Genomic DNA, 19,476 nt, shown 5'->3' on the forward strand with positions numbered 1-19,476 from the left:
ATAACGCCTTAGAGATCAGCAACCGAGCCATAATAAGGTGAAATATATGATTCTTGGCAGCCTCGTTGCGCTGGTAACACCGATGCACAATAACGGTGATATTGATTGGCAGGCTTTAGATCGCATTGTCGATATGCACATCGAACAGGGCACAGCCTCAATTGTTGCTGTAGGCACCTCTGGAGAGTCTGCGACACTGGATTATGATGAGCACCTAGAGGTGGTGGCTCGCGTTGTTGAACGTTGTAAAGGCAAAATGCCGGTCATTGCCGGTACAGGCGCTAACTCTACTCGTGAAGCGATTGAGATGACTCGCGGTGCCAAAGAGGCGGGTGCTGATGCCTGTCTTTTGGTGACCCCTTACTACAACAAACCGACTCAAGAAGGTCTCTACCAACACTACAAAGCGGTCGCTGAAGCCGTTGATATTCCTCAGATTCTCTACAATGTTCCCGGTCGTACGGCCTGTGATATGTTGCCAGAGACAACGCTTCGTCTGGCTGAGGTGAAAAATATCGTCGGAATCAAAGAGGCGACCGGTGATATCGAGCGTGCTCAATACCTGATCGATAACGCACCAGCCGACTTCGCAATCTACTCAGGCGATGATGCCACCGCGATCGAGCTCATTCTTGCTGGCGGTCACGGGAATATCTCTGTTACCGCTAACGCAGCGCCTAAGGCGATGGCCGAGTTATGCCAGCTCGGCTTGGATAAAAAGTTCGACGAAGCTCGAGCACTTCAGCAGAAGCTGATGCCGCTGCATAAAGATCTATTTGTTGAATCCAACCCTATTCCAGTGAAATGGGCCATGTATGAGATGGGTTTGATTGGTCAGGGGATTCGTCTGCCTTTGACGCCGCTATCTGAAGAGAATCGCCCAACGGTTGTTGCTGCGCTGAAACAGACAGGTTTGATTTAAGGTCCCTACTATGAACGCTCGCTTTTGGATGCTGTGTGGAACGTTGGTTGTATCGGGTTGTACGATGCAGGATGCAATCAAGTCGAACCCGATATACGGCGAGAAGGGTGTTATCCGTGATCGCGGTCAAGAGTACGCTCTTGCACAGCCGGGTAAACGTCTTGTCATCCCTGAGGGTATCAATGCCAAGAGCACTGAAGATCTACTTCAGGTTCCTGAGATAAATGAATCAGAAGTCGTATCAAACGAACTGGTTCCAGAAGCGCCTCGCCCAGGGTTCTTTTTTGCCGTTGATGGCAATGATCGTGCATCGATTCGACCACTTGAAGGTGAGCGTGTCATTCTGGTCGATGAGCCGATTGACCAGGTGTGGGTTGAACTAAAGCCATTCTGGCAGGATGCCAACATCAACCTGGCCATTGCAGACCCAAAAACAGGCGTGATGGAATCTGAGTGGATAGAGGTTGCAGGCGAGGATCTTAACTACTTTCAGCGTCTATTGAATACCGTTAAGTTTAACTCTGAAGCAAATGAGCCCTCACTCAACAAACTGCGAGTGCGTTTGCGTCCTGACCCTGATAACACCGAGAGAACAGCCATCAGCATGGAGCATGCTCAGATTGCATTGAGTGCTGATAAGAGTGAACTTGATTGGAGCAGTGATGCGACTGAGTTGGCGTACTCTAATGAGATCATGTTTGCTATGTTGAACTACCTGGGTAAGGGGGATGTTGCTTCTACCGCGCCTACTCTATCTCAGTTCCAAACTGCCGACCGTTTAACGGCGACTATGGGGCGTGACTCACGTAACCGTCCCTTGTTGAATGTTAAAACCAGTGGTGATCAGGCTTGGGAACTTGTGAATAAAGCTCTTGATAGTGCCGGCGTCGACGTAGGTACTCGCGATCGAGACGAGGGTATCATCTATCTAACCTTTAAACAGACTGTAGCAGAAGAGAAACCTAAAGGTTTCTTGGAGTGGCTCCGTTCCAACGAGATGGGCCCTATCACTCTGGACACCGAACTGCTGTCAGGCAAAGCAACTGATGAGCAGCCCTCTGATGTGGTTTATAGTTCAGACCCCAATGCGATTGTCGCTGGTGCGCAAGCAACTCAGGAAGAGCTTCAGGCAATGGAAGGCTTTAAAGTTTGGATGGGCGGTCGAGTCGTTTATGTCTTTGGGCAAGATAACCAGAAGCGCCTAAACGATGCGACTGGTGAACTTGAGTTGATTAAACGTTTTCAGTTGAGCTTCAATCGTGCTCGTACTGGTGTTTTGTTGACGGTCAATGATGATAAAGGTAAGCCTGCTGACGCGGGTGGTGCTGAACAGCTTCTATGGTTGATTAAGGATAATCTGCCTCTTTGATTATAAGTTGCAATAGATGCAGCTGCTTTGGAGTTTTGAATGGAAAAGCGTGAAGAGCTATATGCCGGTAAAGCGAAATCGGTATTTACGACTGATAACCCAGATCTAATGATCATGGAGTTCAGAGACGATACCTCGGCGTTTGATGGCAAAAAGATGGAACAGCTTGATCGTAAAGGTATGGTCAATAATAAGTTCAACGCTTTTATTATGACGGCTCTTGCGAATGCGGGTATACCTACTCATTTCGTTGAGCTGCAGTCTGATAACGAATCTGTGGTAAAACGACTCGACATGATGCCTGTTGAGTGTGTTGTTCGTAATATCTCAGCGGGTTCGCTTTGTCGCCGTATCGGCGTCGAAGAGGGGCTGGAGCTGAATCCGCCGACCTTTGAACTATTTCTTAAGAACGACGCGTTGGGTGACCCGATGGTCAATGAGTCTCTTGTTGAGACCTTTGGTTGGGCTGAGCCTGCTCATCTAGCCACAGCAAAAGAACTGACCTTCAAAGTTAACGATGTGTTGAAGAAGATGTTTGATGATGCTGGTATGTTACTGGTGGATTACAAACTTGAGTTTGGCGTCTTCAATGGTGAAGTGTTATTAGGTGATGAGTTCTCTCCAGATGGCTGTCGTCTGTGGGATAAAGAGACCCGTGAAAAGATGGATAAAGACCGCTTCCGTCAGGGGCTGGGTGGTGTCATCGAAGCCTATGAAGAGGTGGGTCGCCGTCTTGGAATTACTTTTTAATTCCAATCAAAACGCATCAAGAAGCCGGCTTAATATGCCGGCTTTTTTGTCTTTAGAAGGGAGCGGGGGATGAAAAGCTCAGGCGTTCTCCAGAAATAGGGTGGTGAAGCTCAAGTAGGTCAGCGTGGAGCATCAGTCTATCTGAACAGGTCAACGCTTCCCCTTCAGCATATAGGTTGTCGCCTAATATTGGCTGACCCAGGTATTGGCAGTGGACTCTAAGCTGATGGGAACGCCCAGTAATCGGGTAGAGTGATAATCGAGTGGCTGTGTGCCCATTGATTAGCTCCAGGCCTCGGTTACGGTAGAAGGTGAGCGCATGCTTTCCCTGTTCGTGATCAATGATCTGAAGGGGACGGCGATCCCAGTCACAACGAAGGGGTTGTTCAACCCAGCCATCAGCTTGACTCATTTCGCCGCTGACTAGGGCGGCGTATCGTTTGAATGGAATACGATTTTGAAACTGTATGCTGAGCTCGCGATGAGTCATTTTTGAGCGAGCAAGCACCATCAGCCCTGACGTTGAACAGTCGAGACGATGCACGATCAACGCATCAGGCCACTGTTCAACGGCACGACTCCATAAGCAGTCTTGCTTATCCTCTCCTCGTCCGGGGACAGAGAGCATTTCAGCCGGTTTTTCTAAGATCAGCATATCCTGATCTTCATAGTGACACTGGATCATGGTGTCGGCTCAAACAGTGCAATTGATTCGACGTGATGAGTCTGCGGGAACATATCAGCGACTGTGAATCGCGTCATTGAAAAGCCAATATCAGACAGTGTTTTACTGTCGCGCACCAGCGACATTGGGTCACATGCGATGTAGAGGATGGCTCTTGCTCCAAGATTTTGCAGGTGAGGAATCAGGTCAGCCGCACCACTTCTTGGCGGATCAAGAAGAATAAGATCGTACGGGCTATTCAACCAAGCTGTCTCTGTATTGACGTTGCTAAGATCTGATTTGATGGATGTTAAGTTGTCGATCACATTGAGTGCTGCATTGGCTTGTGAGCGTTCGACCATAGCTGAAACGCCCTCAACTGCCACCACCTCTTTGGTCAGTTTTGCTAAAGGTAGGCTAAAGTTACCGAGCCCTGAGAAAAGATCGAGAAGACGATCCTCTTGCTTAGGCTTTAGCCACTCAATTGCGCACTCAATGAGAGCTTCGTTGACAGAAGCATTCACCTGTATAAAGTCATTGGTATCAAACTGATAACGGATATCACGCTGTCTATTGATGAACTCCGGCTCTTCAATGCTATTCAGAGTCAGGGTTTGATCATTAAAACTCACTCGTAAGTTGATGCCCTCAGTGACGGCTAGTGAGGTTAGGGCACCCATAATCTCGTCTGATGGGCGCTTTTTAGCACGTATCTCAACCGCCAGTAAGTTGTCGCCATCGCTCAAAGAGAGATGCGTTAATGTCTTAAGTTTATCCAGTCCATCCAGGCGTTCGCGCAGTGCGCCTAAAAAACGGTTACACCGATCGGTCAGGACGGGACAGCTAGGTATATCAATAAGCTTATTAGATTCAGAACGTCTAAAACCGATGATTAAATCACCACTTTCACGTTGATTAATACCGACACGAGCGGAGCGGCGGTAGTTGAGTTTTTGTTCCGAGACGATAGGGGGCTCAGTGATCTGTGGCTCAAGATTGGATTGACGCTTAAGTGTGCTGAGTATCTGGTCACGCTTCAATTCTACTGCACGCTCAGGGTCTAAATGCTGAAGATCACAGCCACCGCACTCACCAGCATAATCACAGCTAGGTTGGATACGGGCATCTGAACCCGTTTGAATCTCATTAACAACCGCCTCATCAAAGCGCTTACCTGCTTTAGTCAAAGTAGCACTGACCGTTTCACCTGGTAGTGCTCCCTGGATAAACAGTGCCTTGCCGTCGACTCTTGCGACTCCGCGACCTTCCAAAGAGAGAGATTCAATCTGAATACTCTCTGGCAGGGAGTGAGTGGCTTTTGCAGGGGCCTTTTTAGGGCCGCCATATCTAACGGTGCGTCTGCGCATGGGAACTTAATACTCTTAAATGTCGGCTTTTAGGCCAGTTAATCTTTTCTAAGCGAATCTTTAACCGCGATTGGTGAAGGGTAGTTAAAGATGACGATGTAGGTCGATAACAGAAAGCTTAAAATAGCGGTGGCCTGAATAACGTGGGATGCTTCAGTGCCAATTAAACCACCTGCAAAAGCGAGATAGGCAATCAGTAACGAAAACTCAGAGATTTGTCCCAAACGAAAGCCTATCTCCCAGCCTATTGAAGGTGATTCACTGATTCGACCTAAAAGCAGTCGGAAAATAACCGGTTTTAATAGCAGAACGGCGATGGTTAAGATCAGCGCAGGTACTATGATTAATCCAATTAAATTTAAATTGAAGCTGGCGCCGACTGAGAAGAAAAATAGAATTAGGAAAAAATCGCGCAACGGTTTTAGATTGGTTGCGATGTATTGCGAAATTGGGCTGGTTGCCAGAGCAATGCCCGCGATAAAGGCACCCATTTCGGCCGAAAGGCCACCCAGTTTTGCCGCCTCAGCCATGCCAAGACACCAGCCAATCGCCACTAAGAAAATGTATTCATGAAAACGGTCAAACTTCATCAGTAAGGGCAAAATGACATAGCGAACGCCTGCCCATGCAAAAATACCCAATGCCGGTAGTGCGATGGCCGATTTGACGAAACTGCTCATCGGATCGCTGTCACCTCCCGAGTTGAGTATCAACAGGACAATAATGGCGATCACGTCCTGCAACAGTAGAAGACCGACGACCAGTTCTCCGGTGTGTTTGTGGTGTAGGACGGTCGTGGGTAGCAGCTTAATCCCTATGATCGTGCTGGAGAACATCACTGCAGCACCGATGATAACTGACTCAGCCTGACTGAATCCAAACAGGCTACCCACGCTAAAACCTAAGCCTAAGAACAGTGCCGAACTGGCAATCGCCACCAGTGTTGCCTTCTTGAGCATATGGATCAGATGGGCAGGCTGCATATCCAAACCCAGTAAGAACAGCAGAAAGATAATGCCGATATGAGCGATATCGCTGAGTAGATTAGTATCGGAGACCAGTTCAAGACCGTAAGGTCCGAGCAGTGCCCCAAGCACAATATAAGCAACAAGCAAGGGCTGGCGTGTAAACAGTGCTACAGATGCTAGCACCGCTGCGCCGGTAAAAATAAGAAAGAAAGATGTAAACAGACTGTGCTCTAGCATGAGTGCTCTCCGGTGGATGAGCAAATTGTAACAAGTGAGAGAGAAAATCGTTACGTTTAAATAATTGAGTGTTTTACTCGGAATTAATAACTCGCTATCCTATAGCGCATTATCGGTACGACTACTGGAGAGTTTTGATGTTAAATATTGAAGTGACAGAAGGTGCACAAGGTTACCTTGCCGAGCTTCTAGAGAAGCAGAACGTTGAAGGCATTGCGGTCCGTCTGTTTGTGACACAACCGGGCACAACCTATGCGGAAACTTGTCTAGCTTACTGCCGTCCTGATGAGGTCAATGATGAGGACGAGGTGATGCAGCTTGAACAGGTTCGCTTCTACATTGAGAAGAACAGCATTCCCTACCTTGATGAAGCGTTTATTGACTATGCTACTGATCGTATGGGCGGTCAGTTAACGATTAAAGCGCCGAATGCCAAAGTGCCTAAGGTGTCTGCCGACAGCCCAATCGAAGAGCAGATTAACTACATTCTCTACTCAGAGGTTAATCCCGGTCTAGCTTCACACGGTGGCGAAGTTAAGCTCGAAGAGGTCTCTGAAGAGGAGGCTGGACTTGTCGCTATCCTTCGTTTCGGTGGTGGTTGTCAGGGTTGTAGTGCCGTTGATATGACCCTAAAAGACGGTGTTGAGGCGACTCTAATTGAAAAAGTACCTGGTCTGGTCGGGGTTCGAGATGTCACAGACCACAGTCAGCGTGAACAGGCTTACTATAAATAACGTGAGATTGGTTAACTAGACACTTAAAGCGCCTCATTAGAGGCGTTTTTCAATTTGTGGGCTGTTCTAGGGAGCCTACGCATAAGTCCATGACATCTCAGGCTTACAATCAAATTCAGCATCAAGGCGTGTTTTCGAAGGCCTAGCGGGCTAAGTCGAGAAAGCACAACGAAGAGGATGGGTTTGATTGTAAGCCCCGTAGGGCGCGACGTGAAACATCCATCTACAGCGTTGGATCGCTTATTAAGGACGACGGCCATTAATTGCTCAATCCGCCTTGTATCTGAATGTTTCAGATCGCGCTGAGAAATTATGGACTTGTTCGTAGGCTCCCTTGCTTGCATTTTCGTAACGGATCCCCATAAATGACTTATAGTCAGTTTATTGATCGGTAAAAGATTCACTATAGAGGTATGCATCATGGAAAATAATCAGAGCAGTGTTCAAATTGAACTACCGGTTCTCCCGCTTCGAGACGTGGTTGTATACCCTCACATGGTCATCCCTCTGTTTGTTGGACGCGAAAAGTCGATCCAAGCTTTGGAAGAGGCGATGCAGCGTGACAAACAGATTCTGTTAGTTGCACAACGCAGTGCCTCTGAAGATGAGCCTAAGATGGATCATCTTTTTCATACAGGTACGGTCGCGACCATATTGCAAATGCTTAAGCTTCCCGACGGCACTGTAAAAGTGTTAGTTGAAGGTGAGTATCGAGCCTCTATTAGCGATTTCTTTGAAGAGGCGGAGCACTATGCGGCTCACCTTCAAGTGCTTGAAGAGGAGGAGGTTGCCCAGTCTGAGGCTGAGCTCTACAAGCGTTCGACGCTGGAACAGTTCGAGAAGTACATCCAAGTTAACAAAAAGATCCCCAATGAGGTCATGACCTCGTTGAATAACATCGATGAGCCAAGTCGTTTGGCCGATACGATCGCGGCTCATATGTCGCTTAAGCTTGATCAAAAACAGTCCATTCTCGAAATGCTGGATGCGAAAGCTCGCTTAGAGCATTTGATGTCACTGATGGAGTCTGAAATTGATCTAGTCGAGGTTGAAAAGCGCATTCGCGGTCGTGTGAAGAAACAGATGGAGAAGAGTCAGCGCGAGTACTATCTGAATGAGCAGATGAAAGCGATTCAGAAGGAGCTGGGTGATCTGGATGAGAATGGCGGTGGAGAGCTCGACGAGCTAGAAAAACGCATTGATGAAGCGGGTATGCCGCAAGAAGCGTTGGATAAAACTAAAGCTGAGTTCAATAAGCTAAAAATGATGTCACCAATGAGCGCTGAGGCGACCGTTGTTCGTGGCTACATCGATTGGATGCTACAGATTCCTTGGAGCAAACGCTCTAAAGTTCGTCTGGATATGAAGCGTGCTTCAGCAGTATTGGATAAAGATCACTTTGGCTTGGATGAGGTCAAAGAGCGTATTCTTGAGTACCTAGCGGTACAGAAGCGTGTACGTCAGCTGCGTGGTCCAATTCTCTGTTTAGTCGGACCTCCTGGCGTCGGTAAAACCTCTTTAGGGCGTTCTATCGCCCGAGCGACCAATCGTGAATACATCCGTATGGCGCTGGGTGGTGTGCGAGATGAAGCCGAGATTCGTGGTCACCGTCGAACCTACATTGGCTCTATGCCAGGTAAGCTAGTTCAGAAGATGGCCAAAGTCGGTGTTAAAAACCCGCTATTCCTTCTTGATGAGATCGATAAGATGGGTATGGATCAGCGTGGCGACCCTGCATCTGCTCTACTAGAAGTGCTGGACCCTGAGCAGAACAGCACCTTCAATGATCACTACCTAGAGGTGGATTATGATCTCTCTGAAGTGTTGTTTGTCTGTACCTCTAACTCGATGAACATTCCGGGTCCATTGTTGGATCGTATGGAGATTATTCGCATCCCGGGTTACACAGAGGATGAAAAGCTGAACATCGCACGTCGCTATTTGATCCCTAAACAGATCAAACAGAATGGCCTTAAGGTGAAAGAGTTGGAGATTGATGATTCAGCGATCATCGATATGATTCGATACTACACCCGTGAAGCGGGTGTGCGTGGCCTTGAACGAGAAGTGGCTAAAGTCGCTCGTAAAGTCGTTAAAGAGATTGCGCTCGGTGAATCAACCGCTAAATCCGTTCTTGTGAACAGTGATAACCTTGAGCACTACCTTGGGGTTCAGAAGTTTAACTTTGGCCGTGCAGAAGATGAGCATCAGGTGGGTCAAGTAACAGGGTTGGCTTGGACGCAAGTCGGTGGTGATATTCTGACCATTGAGAGTGCAGTAGTTCCAGGTAAAGGCCGTCAGGTTTTGACAGGCTCATTAGGCGATGTCATGAAAGAGTCGATCCAAGCCGCTTTGACGGTCGTTCGGAATCGCGCTCAGTCTCTAGGCATCGCACCCAACTTCCATGAAAAACAGGATATTCATATCCACGTTCCTGAAGGCGCAACACCAAAAGATGGTCCCAGTGCTGGTATCGGTATGTGTACGACTCTTGTTTCAGCGTTGACAGGGATTCCTGTTCGCTCAGATGTGGCCATGACGGGTGAGATTACTCTGCGAGGTCAGGTTCTTCCTATCGGTGGTCTCAAAGAGAAGCTACTTGCTGCGCACCGCGGTGGTATTAAAACGGTGCTTATTCCAGAAGAGAACCGCCGAGATCTGAAAGAGATTCCAGATAACATTAAGGCAGATTTAGAGATTAAGCCGGTTAAATGGATTGATCAGGTGTTGGAAGTTGCATTAGTAGAGCAGCCTGTTCCATTGGATGATGCCGAAGTTGAAGAGCTAACCAGTGAGACTAAAGGTGAAAAATTAACTACTGGGTCAAGAACGGCACACTAGACTTAAGTGTCAATTTTATGAAACTCGCTGAAAACACCGTATTTTCTGGGTTTTTAATGTTGACACTGGTTTTAAACAGTTGGTATAAAGTGTTTACGGTTATTTCATAACACAAAACAAACAAAACATACTCTCTTTTAAGGGGCACAACGTGAACAAATCAGAACTTATCGATTCTATTGCTGCATCTGCAGATCTTCCAAAAGCAGCTGCTGGCCGCGCTCTAGACGCCGCTCTAGAAGCAATCACTGGCGCACTAGCTGAAGGCGACTCTGTTGCACTAGTTGGTTTTGGTACTTTTGGTGTTAAAGAGCGTGCAGCACGCACTGGTCGTAACCCACAGACTGGTCAGCCAATCCAGATCTCTGCAGCGACTCTACCATCTTTCAAGCCAGGTAAGGCTCTGAAAGATGCCGTGAATAAATAAGAAACTGTTTCAATAGCTGTTGATAGATTTCCAAAGGCTCCTGTTCATAGGAGCCTTTTTTGTTTCTTGCCTTTCTTGTTCTAAATTGAAGTGTTTCATTCTTCAATCGAAGTAAAAATATTCGTTCATAAACCGATCGTTTCAAATAATTTCTTAATTTTATACTAAGCTGTCTTAATCGAATCGTTTAATAAACAGGGTGTTTCATTAGATGGCAGAGATCAAAATTGAGGATGTTAGATTTGAAAAACTAGGTGGTATCACCTTACCAGTTGTGATGGTAGGCGGTCTTGTTGATCCGCTAGCGGCTTCTTATACTTTGCAGAGGTTCCAATCAGGAAAGCGGGTTAATACTGTTAGAACGGATCAGCGAGCGATTCAACACCTCTATCGCTTCTATGATGAGCGTTCATTGAATTTTAAAGAGGAACTTAGGAAGCTTAAGCCGTTAACGGCAGGAGAAATTGAAGAATATTCTTCATCATGCAGTGTAAATTCGGTTATGATACGGAAGATCCTCTTCATCGAAAACAGATTGAGGCAGAACGAGATAAAGCCGTAGTAGAGCTGGAACGGCTCTTCGAACGCCTCAATGATCCAAACATCCCTGTGGAAGCCGTTGAACAGCATATAGAACATCATATGTCGATATACCGCAATGCAACTTCAATACTAGAGCAGGCTGAAATCATATTGACAGAAGAACAGGCCAAAAAGATTAAAGAGATCATGCCTTTTCGTTTAGATGGGTCCAACCCTAAAGATTGTTTATTCCAGTGCGGCGGAAATAGTGAAGAGGAGTAGCCAATATGACGGTTATCTGATTTACCAATGCAACGCGTTCTTCAACGAGCAATTTGCGAGCGCGGTGCATCGTTAATACAGCCTGCTGCTCCTCGCTCTTAATCGGCACAAATCGCATATTGGGTCTGCTAGCCGCTTCACAGATCGCCTCAGCATCATTGCGATCGTTCTTATCACTTTTACGATACGGCGCTACAAACTGGGGTGCCATCATGCGAACTTCATGTCCGAGCTTCTGAAGCTCTCTGGCCCAGTAGTGTGCCCCTCCGCAACTTTCCATGCCCACAATACAGGGCTCCTGTTGAGCGAAAAACTCTAATACCTTGGCGCGCTTGATCGTTTTCCGTACAACAGGCTTTTCTTGGTGATCGACAGCAAAAACTTCAAAGACGTTTTTGGCCAAATCGAAACCGATACGTATACTTTTCATGGTGGACTCCTGCTATTCGATTGATTATCTCACCTTCAATGTGGCACAAGATGCCGGGATTGGGGGAGTCCATCCCATTTCCCTAAGCTAGTGGAGCTTTTTCATTTTGCTTCCAGCTTTGTTGGTGTGGTTTCTATGCTGTTATCGGTTGTTTTTGGTTCCCTGATCGAGCAGTTATATAACCAGACGCTTCTGCCGTTGGTTGTTTTTTTTTTGCTCTTATCGATTTGCTCCTATGCCGTCACTTGTTGGGCAGTTTGTCATAGGACTGGCGAATAGCTCCTCCCGGGTAAAAACATCTTCTGATTGAAATTGTCATTTTCTTTGGCTGTTTATGTAAGTAAACAGCCCCTCAATCCCTCGTAATTCTTGGCTTTAATGGTTTCTGAAATCTTTTGTCAGTAAAACTGGTGGGTTTTGTCATTGGCGGATCATGCCCTTTGAACCAAGCTTAATAAAACCAATAAAGCTTAGTTGGACCAGCAAAAAGGTTCAGCGGAACTATCAGTATTACCCTCCAAAAACTGGTAGTCATAACAAGAATGATGAGGATGATGTAATGCCAGAATATAAAGCGCCACTTCGTGACATGGATTTTGTACTGAACGAAGTATTGAATGCAGAGCAGCACTATCAGAGCCTGCCTGGGTGCGAAAATGCGACTCCGGATATGGTGTCTGCGATCATGGAAGAGGGTGCTAAATTTGCGGAGCGAGTTCTTTCACCATTGAATCAGATTGGCGACCAGCAGGGCTGCCAGTGGAGTGATGGTGCCGTAACAACTCCGGAAGGATTTAAAGAAGCCTATCAGCAGTTTGTTGAAGGTGGTTGGCCATCGCTGGCTCATGAAGAGGAGTGGGGTGGTCAGGGCTTACCTGAATCCATCGGTATCATCATCAATGAAATGGTGGGTACAGCCAACTGGTCCTGGAGTATGTATCCGGGTCTGAGTCATGGTGCGATGAATACGCTGGATGCTCACGGCACCGATGAGCAGAAAGAAACTTATCTGACCAAACTGGTGTCTGGTGAGTGGACCGGCACGATGTGCCTGACTGAGCCTCACTGTGGTACCGATCTGGGTATGCTACGAACTAAAGCAGAGCCTCAGGAAGATGGCAGCTACAAACTAAGCGGCACCAAAATCTTCATCTCGGCCGGTGATCACGATATGGCAGACAACATTGTGCATATCGTACTGGCACGTCTTCCGGATGCACCTGAAGGCACTAAAGGTATATCCCTGTTTATTGTGCCTAAACATCTTCCACAGTCTCTGGGTGAGAACAACGGTGTGTCCTGCGGTTCGCTTGAACACAAGATGGGCATTCACGGTAACGCAACCTGTGTCATGAACTTTGATGATGCAACAGGTTATCTGATTGGTCCGCCAAACAAAGGTCTGAACTGTATGTTCACCTTTATGAATACTGCACGTCTGGGTACCGCATTGCAGGGCCTGGCTCATGCCGAATGGGGTTTCCAGAACTCTCTGGTCTACGCAAAAGACCGTTTGCAGATGCGTTCATTGAATGGTCCTGCAAGCCCGGATAAACCTGCCGATCCAATCATTGTTCACCCTGAAGTGCGTAAGATGTTGCTGACCCAGAAAGCCTTTGCAGAGGGTGGTCGGGCATTAATCTATTACTGTGCACAGCTCGTAGACCAGGTGAAGCTGACAGAAGGTGAGGAAAAAGAGAAAGCAGATGCGCTGCTCGCATTCCTGACACCAATTGCCAAAGCCTTCCTGACTGAAGTGGGTTTCGAATCCGCTAACCACGGTTTGCAGGTCTTTGGTGGTCACGGCTTTATCTCCGAATGGGGTATGGAGCAAAACGTACGTGATAGCCGCATATCAATGTTGTATGAGGGCACCACACAGATTCAGGCGCTGGACCTGTTGGGTCGCAAAGTGCTGATGTCTCAGGGTGAGTCTCTGAAAGGCTTTACCAAAATCGTACACAAGTTCTGTCAGGCTGAATCAGATAACACTGAACTGCAGGCGTTCATCAAACCTCTGGTTGAACTGAACAAAGAGTGGGGTGAACTCACTATGCAGATCGGTATGAAAGCAATGCAGAACCGAGATGAAGTGGGAGCTGCTTCGGTGGATTACCTTATGTACTCCGGCTATGTGGTACTGGGTTATTTCTGGGCTCGAATGGTAAAAGTGGCTCAGGAAAAACTGGCTGCAGGCGAGGGTGATCAGGCGTTCTACGAAGCCAAACTGGCAACCGCTAAATTCTACTTCGAACGCATCCTGCCGCGCACACGTTCTCTGGTGGTAACTATGCAGTCAGGCTCAGATAACCTGATGGCACTGGATCAAGAGAAGTTTGCGTTTTAGGGCGGCAGTATGAAAAGAGTTCTGAACAACCCAGTAGGCCGCACAATGTTGCGCGGCCTGCTCAAACTGAACGCCAAACGTTATCAACTTAAAAATAAAAACAGTTCCGGGAGTACACAAATGGCTGATATGAATTCAATCTTTACCGAAATGAAAAGTCGCTTTAATGCAGATGCTGCAGCGGGCACAGATGCAGTGTTCCAGTATGAAATCAGTGACGGTGGTGAATGGTTTGTAACTGTACAGGACGGCAGTTGCGAAGTGACAGAAGGTAGTAATGATGATGCGACCGTTACCCTGCGAATGGACACTGAAACACTTGAAGAGGTGATGTCAGGAGAAACTGACGGCATGCAGGCGTTTATGAGTGGCCGTATCCAGGCAGATGGCGATATTATGCTGGCAACTAAACTGGCTGCGATTTTCCCTGTAGCCTAAAATTTATTACAACAAATAAATTTGAACCTTCAGGTTCTCTATAAGAATAACTATTGAGGAGCCCACGATGGTGCAGCAGCTACCTGCGGCGGATACTATTCCGGCTGATATAAATTCATATGGCTTTCAGACCGTACCCGATGTCCTGCGGTACAGTGTCGAAAAATATGCAGCGCGCCCTGCATTCACCAGCTTTGGACGTACCATCGATTACCAGGAGCTGGATGAGTTATCGGATGCGTTTGCAGTCTATCTACAAAAAGAAACCAGTCTTCAGCCCGGTGACCGCGTCGCTATCCAGCTACCCAACCTGATTCAATACCCTATTGTGCTGTTTGGCATTCTCAAAGCGGGGCTGGTGGTTGTGAATACCAACCCGCTTTATACCTCCAATGAGATGGAACATCAGTTTTGTGATTCCGGTGCCAAGGCGCTGATCATTCACAAAAGCATGGCGCACAAAGCAGAAAAAATATTGCAGAACACCGCCATTGAACATCTGATCGTGACGCAGGTGGGAGACCTGCATGATTTCATTAAGCGTAATCTGCTTAATGCAGCCGTTAAATATCTCAAGAAAATGGAGCCGGATTACAACCTTCCTCAGGCCGTGCCACTGCGTAAGGCTTTAATGCAGTATGTGGGTGAATCACCCGAAGCAGTTGAGGTAAAAACGGCGGATGTTGCCGTGTTGCAGTACACCGGGGGTACAACTGGCGTGTCCAAGGGTGCGGTACTCACTCATGCAAACCTGATTTCCAATATGCTGCAAGCTGAAGAGCGTTTGGTCCTGCCGGGTGTGAACTGGGCTGAAACCGTTATTTCACCGCTGCCTCTTTATCATATCTATGCCTTTACGGTTGCCCAGGTGGTCTCCCTGTTGGGTGGTCACAGCGTACTTATTCCAAATCCGCGTGATATTCCGGGTTTTGTTAAGGAGATGGGCAAGTGGAATATGAGTACCTTTGTGGGCTTGAACACTTTGTTTGTTGCACTCTGCAATAACGAGGATTTTCCAAATCTGGATTTCAGCAGCCTTAAATTCACCGCATCCGGTGGCATGGCCCTGAATCCATCAACCGCAGCTTTGTGGAAAGAAAAAACCGGCTGCGAAATCATTGAAGGATACGGTCTGACCGAAACTTCTCCAGCCGTATGCTTCAACGATCCAAACCAGACTCATTTGGGCACTATTGGTAAACCAATGGTACATACCGATCTGCGTCTGATTGGCACAGATGGCGAGGATGTGCCAAATGGTGAAGCGGGTGAACTTTGCGTCAAAGGGCCGCAGGTAATGCGTGGTTACTGGCAACGTGAACGCGAAACCAGCTCCGCATTCACAGATGATGGTTACTTCATTACTGGTGATATCGCGACCCGGGATGATGAAGGCTATATCCGCATTGTGGATCGTGCCAAAGATATGATTCTGGTATCCGGCTTCAATGTTTATCCAAACGAAGTTGAAGATACTCTGACCCTGCACCCGGATATCGTTGAGTGTGCCGCCATTGGTGTACCTGATGATATATCGGGAGAAGTAGTGAAAGTCTTTGTTGTATCCAGTAATCCATCTCTTACCGCAGAAGAAGTGCGCGGATGGTGTAAGGATAAGCTGACCCGCTACAAGGTCCCTAAACAGGTTAAGTTTGCACAGGAACTGCCCAAATCCAATGTAGGCAAAGTTCTGCGTCGAATGCTGAGAACACCTGAAACTAAATCTGATGCTGCCTGAATAGCGAGAACATTGCTTATGCCGCTCTCAAAACCCGTTCGTCGTAAAAAGCATCATAATCGTAATGTGATGTGTAATGGCTTCGAACGTGATGATCAGCTATGGGATATTGAAGCAAGAATGACCGATATCAAAGCCTATGATATCGATAACCTTGAGCGGGACGGTTATGTCTCTGCAGGTGAAAACTACCATGATATGAGCATCCGGGTAACTATGGATCGCCGGTTCTTAATTTATGAAGTGGAAGCCTGTATCGACAGCAGCCCCTTTCGCATGTGCCCCAGAATTGCGGATGCCTTTCGTAAGTTAGAAGGTACCCGTATTGGTCCTGGGTGGCTAAGGCAGGTAAAAGAGAAGTTGGGTGGCGTTTTAGGCTGTACCCATATGAATGAGCTGTTGCCAGTGGTAGCGACCACCGCCGTACAGACTCTATGGCCTGTGAGCAAAGAGGATGTTCTGGAAACCGGAGCTAAGCTCATGCTCAATAGTTGCCATACCTGGGGGCAGAGCAGTGAGATGGTAAAGACCTACGCGCCGCAATTTTACCAACCGGAAAGTGAAGTGAACGGATGACGGACCTGGTTCTATACACGGTGGACGATGGTGTCGCTGAGATTGCGCTGAATCGACCGGATAAAAAAAACGCGATTACCCTGAATATGTACGAACAGGCCGTATCCTATCTGGAGCAGGCCGCTACGGATGAAAATGTCAGAGTGGTACTGTTCCGCGGTGAGGGGCAAAGCTTCTGCGCCGGAAACGATATTCAGGATTTCGTTTCAGGTATGGGCTCCCGCGAAAATCTGAAAAGCGTGGTCAGTTTTCTGCATCAGATAGCCACCTATAAAAAACCTCTCATGGCGGCCGTACAGGGCAATGCGGTTGGCATTGGAACCACCATGATGATGCACTGTGATCTGGTGATCGCCTCTGAGGATCTCAAATGCCAGATGCCTTTTGTACATCTGGGTTTGGTTCCTGAAGCCGGAGCGACTTTGATCATCCCTTCGATGTTAGGCCAGAGGCAGGCTTTTGAACTCCTGGTTGAAGGCCGCCCGTTTGGTGCACAAAAAGCACAACAGAGCGGTTTAGTAAATGTGATAGCCGAAGTTGAAACCTATCTCGAGGTTGCCAGAGAAAGAGCACAAGCGCTGGCTCGTTTACCCAAAGAGGCGGTTCTGGAATCCAAGCGTCTGATGAAAAAGCAGTATCAGGAAAACCTGCTTGCTGTGATTGATGAAGAGCTTGAGGTATTTTACGAGAGACTGTTTTCGGACGAAGCGCGTCAGGCGTTTATGGCTTTTTTACAGAAATCATAAAGGGGCAACAGCCCCTTTTCTGTTCCCCTAACTTATTTATTTTTCAGTGAATATTTCCGTTTATAAGGCGCTTTATGTCGCTAAGGATAACGGCCGAAACCGCTACGCTATTGCCAGCTATAGCGATAAAGATAGCAACCAACAGCCCTCGTTTTTCTGACTTTTCATACTTTATCTGCCAGCAGCAGATGTTGCTGTGCAGACCTTTCTGCCTTTTTTGGTGTTTTTTGATTGTTTTTGTTTGTTTGTAAACGCCTCTGTAAGCCACTATTTACGAGGCTTTGTTGCTTAATGCCATTTTTTGTCAGTTATGTAGCTGCTTTTTGTCATTGTTGAATTTTGGTCCGCAACTAGTATTTAAACATAACTAAAAACAACAGCCGGATAAGAAATAGAAGAGGCAGTTATGAAAGTACTGGTCGCTGTAAAGCGTGTCATAGATTACAACGTCAAAGTGCGCGTTAAAGCAGATAGCAGTGATGTTGATCTGGCCAATGTAAAAATGGCCCTGAACCCTTTCTGTGAAATCGCAGTGGAAGAAGCAGTACGTCTTAAAGAGGCGGGCACTGCGGATGAAGTTGTTGTGGTTTCTATTGGTAGCAAAAGCTGTGAAGAGCAGATTCGAACTGCACTGGCACTGGGTGCTGACCGCGGTATTCGTATCGAGACTGAAGATGCACCGGATTCACTTTCCGTTGCCAAGCTCTTGGAAAAAGTCGTTGAGAAAGAAGCACCAGGTCTGGTGATTCTGGGCAAACAGGCGATCGATTCAGACAATAACCAGACCGGTCAGATGTTGGCTGCGCTTCTGGATCGTCCACAAGGTACGTTCGCCTCTGAAGTTAACGTATCGGGTGACAGTGTTCAGGTAACCCGTGAAGTCGATGGCGGCCTGCAAACAGTTGAATTGGCCATGCCAGCCATTGTGACTACAGACCTGCGTCTTAACGAGCCACGTTATGCAGCCTTGCCAAATATCATGAAAGCAAAACGTAAACCTCTGGAAGTACTGAGCCCGGATGATCTGGGTGTCAGTGTCGGCAGTAATCTCACTCTACTTCGCGTAGAGCCACCTGCAGAACGTCAGGCAGGTATTAAGGTCGGCTCGGTGGATGAGCTGGTAGAGAAACTGCGCAACGAAGCCAAAGTGATTTAAGGAGGTTGAGTGATGACTACGTTGGTAATAGCTGAACACGATAACAAAGAACTTAAACCGGTTACCTTAAACACACTGGCGGCTGCTCAGGCGATTGGTGGGGATGTTCACCTGCTGGTGGCGGGTAGCGGTTGCGGTAGTGTGGCTGAGGCTGCGGCGCAGATCCCAGCAGTAAGTAAAGTACTCACTGCGGATAGCCCGGCATATGAACATCAGCTGGCAGAAAATGTCAGCAAACTGGTTCTGAGCATTGCTGCGGATTACAGCCACATTCTCGCGTCTGCGACCACAACCGGTAAGAACTTCCTGCCACGGGTTGCTGCGCTGCTGGATGTAAACCAGATCTCAGACATCATCTCTGTAGAGGCGGATGATACGTTCAAACGTCCAATCTATGCAGGTAACGCAATTGCCACTGTGCAGTCGGCTGATGCTGTCAAAGTCATTACCGTGCGCGGTACCGCTTTTGATGCGATTGAAAACAGCGGCGGCTCAGCTGAAATCTCCACTGTAGGCGAATCCTGTGATGCGGGTATTTCCAGCTTTGTCGGTGAAGAACTGGCGGAAAGTGACCGTCCGGAACTGACTGCAGCATCCGTAGTGGTATCCGGTGGTCGCGGTATGGGCAACGGCGAGAACTTTGACCTGCTTTACAAAGTGGCAGACAAACTCGGCGCTGCAGTGGGTGCATCCCGAGCCGCAGTTGATGCAGGTTTTGTCCCTAACGATATGCAGGTAGGCCAGACCGGCAAGATGGTTGCACCGGATCTGTACATCGCGGTGGGTATATCCGGTGCCATTCAGCATCTGGCAGGCATGAAGGACTCCAAAATCATTGTTGCGATCAACAATGATGAAGAAGCCCCAATCTTCCAGGTGGCAGATTATGGTCTGGTGGCAGACCTCTTTGAGGCAGTACCCGAGTTAGAGGGCAAGTTGTAAGCCCTCAATGAATTCCAAAG

At 47.7% G+C, this 19,476-nt stretch carries 17 protein-coding genes and 1 pseudogene; 14 read left to right on the forward strand and 4 right to left on the reverse strand.

The genetic code is table 11. From position 1 onward, the window contains the following. The first annotated feature begins 46 nt into the window (after positions 1–46). The 3 genes from dapA to purC are packed head-to-tail and all read left to right on the forward strand — an operon-like array spanning position 47 to position 3,041. Positions 47–922, forward strand: a complete 876-nt coding sequence (gene dapA / locus XMM312_RS00900) for a 4-hydroxy-tetrahydrodipicolinate synthase (protein WP_173483358.1) — start codon at positions 47–49, stop codon at positions 920–922. Between the two features lie 10 nt (positions 923–932). Beyond that, a complete protein-coding gene (bamC, locus tag XMM312_RS00905; protein ID WP_173488538.1) occupies positions 933–2,291 on the forward strand; it encodes an outer membrane protein assembly factor BamC in 1,359 nt (452 codons plus the stop codon). 39 nt (positions 2,292–2,330) lie between these two features. After that, a complete protein-coding gene (gene purC, locus XMM312_RS00910) occupies positions 2,331–3,041 on the forward strand; it encodes a phosphoribosylaminoimidazolesuccinocarboxamide synthase (RefSeq protein ID WP_173480444.1) in 711 nt (236 codons plus the stop codon). Positions 3,042–3,093: 52 nt separating this feature from the next. Here purC and XMM312_RS00915 read toward each other — a convergent pair whose 3' ends face one another. The 3 genes from XMM312_RS00915 to XMM312_RS00925 are packed head-to-tail and all read right to left on the reverse strand — an operon-like array spanning position 3,094 to position 6,277. Next, the gene (locus XMM312_RS00915) at positions 3,094–3,726 is read right to left on the reverse strand and encodes an RluA family pseudouridine synthase (protein ID WP_173480445.1); all 633 of its coding nucleotides are present in this window, start codon (positions 3,724–3,726) and stop codon (positions 3,094–3,096) included. After that, entirely contained in the window at positions 3,723–5,072 is a 1,350-nt protein-coding gene (rlmD, locus tag XMM312_RS00920) for a 23S rRNA (uracil(1939)-C(5))-methyltransferase RlmD (protein WP_173488539.1), read from the reverse strand. Before rlmD ends, XMM312_RS00915 begins: the two co-directional genes overlap by 4 nt. 38 nt (positions 5,073–5,110) lie before the next feature. Further along, positions 5,111–6,277 (reverse strand): cation:proton antiporter, encoded by a 1,167-nt coding sequence (locus tag XMM312_RS00925; protein WP_173488540.1) that lies wholly within the window; start codon positions 6,275–6,277, stop codon positions 5,111–5,113. 137 nt (positions 6,278–6,414) lie between these two features. Here XMM312_RS00925 and nfuA point away from each other — a divergent pair, with 137 nt between their 5' ends. The 4 genes from nfuA (at position 6,415) to XMM312_RS00945 (ending at position 10,841) form a co-directional block, all read left to right on the forward strand. Next, the gene (gene nfuA / locus XMM312_RS00930) at positions 6,415–7,011 is read left to right on the forward strand and encodes a Fe-S biogenesis protein NfuA (protein WP_173480448.1); all 597 of its coding nucleotides are present in this window, start codon (positions 6,415–6,417) and stop codon (positions 7,009–7,011) included. A gap of 420 nt (positions 7,012–7,431) precedes the next feature. After that, on the forward strand, positions 7,432–9,852 hold the full coding sequence (lon, locus tag XMM312_RS00935; protein ID WP_173483354.1) for an endopeptidase La: 2,421 nt from the start codon (positions 7,432–7,434) through the stop codon (positions 9,850–9,852). Positions 9,853–10,003: 151 nt separating this feature from the next. Next, entirely contained in the window at positions 10,004–10,279 is a 276-nt protein-coding gene (locus tag XMM312_RS00940) for an HU family DNA-binding protein (RefSeq protein WP_173488541.1), read from the forward strand. Between the two features lie 211 nt (positions 10,280–10,490). Continuing rightward, positions 10,491–10,841 (forward strand): hypothetical protein, encoded by a 351-nt coding sequence (locus XMM312_RS00945; RefSeq protein ID WP_173488542.1) that lies wholly within the window; start codon positions 10,491–10,493, stop codon positions 10,839–10,841. A 243-nt stretch (positions 10,842–11,084) separates the two neighbouring features. On the opposite strand, the pseudogene XMM312_RS00950 reads toward XMM312_RS00945, so the two are convergent. Next, positions 11,085–11,513, reverse strand: a pseudogene (locus XMM312_RS00950) (IS110 family transposase); the annotation flags it as partial. A gap of 559 nt (positions 11,514–12,072) precedes the next feature. Between XMM312_RS00950 and XMM312_RS00955 the strand changes: the two are divergent. The 7 genes from XMM312_RS00955 to XMM312_RS00985 all read left to right on the forward strand — a co-directional run bounded on the left by XMM312_RS00955 (position 12,073) and on the right by XMM312_RS00985 (position 19,456). Further along, complete coding sequence (locus tag XMM312_RS00955; protein WP_173488544.1) at positions 12,073–13,860, forward strand: acyl-CoA dehydrogenase C-terminal domain-containing protein; 1,788 nt, start codon at positions 12,073–12,075, stop codon at positions 13,858–13,860. Positions 13,861–13,869: 9 nt separating this feature from the next. Further along, positions 13,870–14,298 (forward strand): SCP2 sterol-binding domain-containing protein, encoded by a 429-nt coding sequence (locus tag XMM312_RS00960; RefSeq protein WP_371739741.1) that lies wholly within the window; start codon positions 13,870–13,872, stop codon positions 14,296–14,298. Positions 14,299–14,365: 67 nt separating this feature from the next. Beyond that, positions 14,366–16,036 (forward strand): AMP-binding protein, encoded by a 1,671-nt coding sequence (locus tag XMM312_RS00965; protein WP_173488545.1) that lies wholly within the window; start codon positions 14,366–14,368, stop codon positions 16,034–16,036. An 18-nt stretch (positions 16,037–16,054) separates the two neighbouring features. After that, positions 16,055–16,612, forward strand: coding sequence for a DUF2889 domain-containing protein (locus XMM312_RS00970; protein WP_173480455.1), 558 nt, complete (start codon positions 16,055–16,057; stop codon positions 16,610–16,612). Beyond that, positions 16,609–17,358 carry an enoyl-CoA hydratase-related protein gene (locus tag XMM312_RS00975; protein WP_173488546.1) on the forward strand — a complete coding sequence of 250 codons (750 nt, stop codon included), beginning with the start codon at positions 16,609–16,611 and terminating at the stop codon, positions 17,356–17,358. The genes XMM312_RS00970 and XMM312_RS00975 overlap by 4 nt, the downstream gene beginning before the upstream one ends. A gap of 406 nt (positions 17,359–17,764) precedes the next feature. Beyond that, positions 17,765–18,514, forward strand: coding sequence for an electron transfer flavoprotein subunit beta/FixA family protein (locus XMM312_RS00980; RefSeq protein WP_173483352.1), 750 nt, complete (start codon positions 17,765–17,767; stop codon positions 18,512–18,514). Between the two features lie 12 nt (positions 18,515–18,526). Then, on the forward strand, positions 18,527–19,456 hold the full coding sequence (locus XMM312_RS00985) for an electron transfer flavoprotein subunit alpha/FixB family protein (RefSeq protein WP_173488547.1): 930 nt from the start codon (positions 18,527–18,529) through the stop codon (positions 19,454–19,456). The last annotated feature ends 20 nt before the right edge of the window (positions 19,457–19,476 follow it).

It is taken from the genome of Marinobacterium sp. xm-m-312 (assembly GCF_013283295.1).
In the GTDB taxonomy this organism is placed as follows: domain Bacteria; phylum Pseudomonadota; class Gammaproteobacteria; order Pseudomonadales; family Balneatricaceae; genus Marinobacterium_E.

Coding starts and splice junctions, on each gene's coding strand:
- dapA (WP_173483358.1), top strand. CDS start 47: ATGATTCTTGGCAGCCTCGTTGCGCTGGTAACACCGATGCACAATAAC.
- bamC (WP_173488538.1), top strand. CDS start 933: ATGAACGCTCGCTTTTGGATGCTGTGTGGAACGTTGGTTGTATCGGGT.
- purC (WP_173480444.1), top strand. CDS start 2,331: ATGGAAAAGCGTGAAGAGCTATATGCCGGTAAAGCGAAATCGGTATTT.
- XMM312_RS00915 (WP_173480445.1), bottom strand. CDS start 3,726: ATGATCCAGTGTCACTATGAAGATCAGGATATGCTGATCTTAGAAAAA.
- rlmD (WP_173488539.1), bottom strand. CDS start 5,072: ATGCGCAGACGCACCGTTAGATATGGCGGCCCTAAAAAGGCCCCTGCA.
- XMM312_RS00925 (WP_173488540.1), bottom strand. CDS start 6,277: ATGCTAGAGCACAGTCTGTTTACATCTTTCTTTCTTATTTTTACCGGC.
- nfuA (WP_173480448.1), top strand. CDS start 6,415: ATGTTAAATATTGAAGTGACAGAAGGTGCACAAGGTTACCTTGCCGAG.
- lon (WP_173483354.1), top strand. CDS start 7,432: ATGGAAAATAATCAGAGCAGTGTTCAAATTGAACTACCGGTTCTCCCG.
- XMM312_RS00945 (WP_173488542.1), top strand. CDS start 10,491: ATGGCAGAGATCAAAATTGAGGATGTTAGATTTGAAAAACTAGGTGGT.
- XMM312_RS00955 (WP_173488544.1), top strand. CDS start 12,073: ATGCCAGAATATAAAGCGCCACTTCGTGACATGGATTTTGTACTGAAC.
- XMM312_RS00960 (WP_371739741.1), top strand. CDS start 13,870: ATGAAAAGAGTTCTGAACAACCCAGTAGGCCGCACAATGTTGCGCGGC.
- XMM312_RS00965 (WP_173488545.1), top strand. CDS start 14,366: ATGGTGCAGCAGCTACCTGCGGCGGATACTATTCCGGCTGATATAAAT.
- XMM312_RS00970 (WP_173480455.1), top strand. CDS start 16,055: ATGCCGCTCTCAAAACCCGTTCGTCGTAAAAAGCATCATAATCGTAAT.
- XMM312_RS00975 (WP_173488546.1), top strand. CDS start 16,609: ATGACGGACCTGGTTCTATACACGGTGGACGATGGTGTCGCTGAGATT.
- XMM312_RS00980 (WP_173483352.1), top strand. CDS start 17,765: ATGAAAGTACTGGTCGCTGTAAAGCGTGTCATAGATTACAACGTCAAA.
- XMM312_RS00985 (WP_173488547.1), top strand. CDS start 18,527: ATGACTACGTTGGTAATAGCTGAACACGATAACAAAGAACTTAAACCG.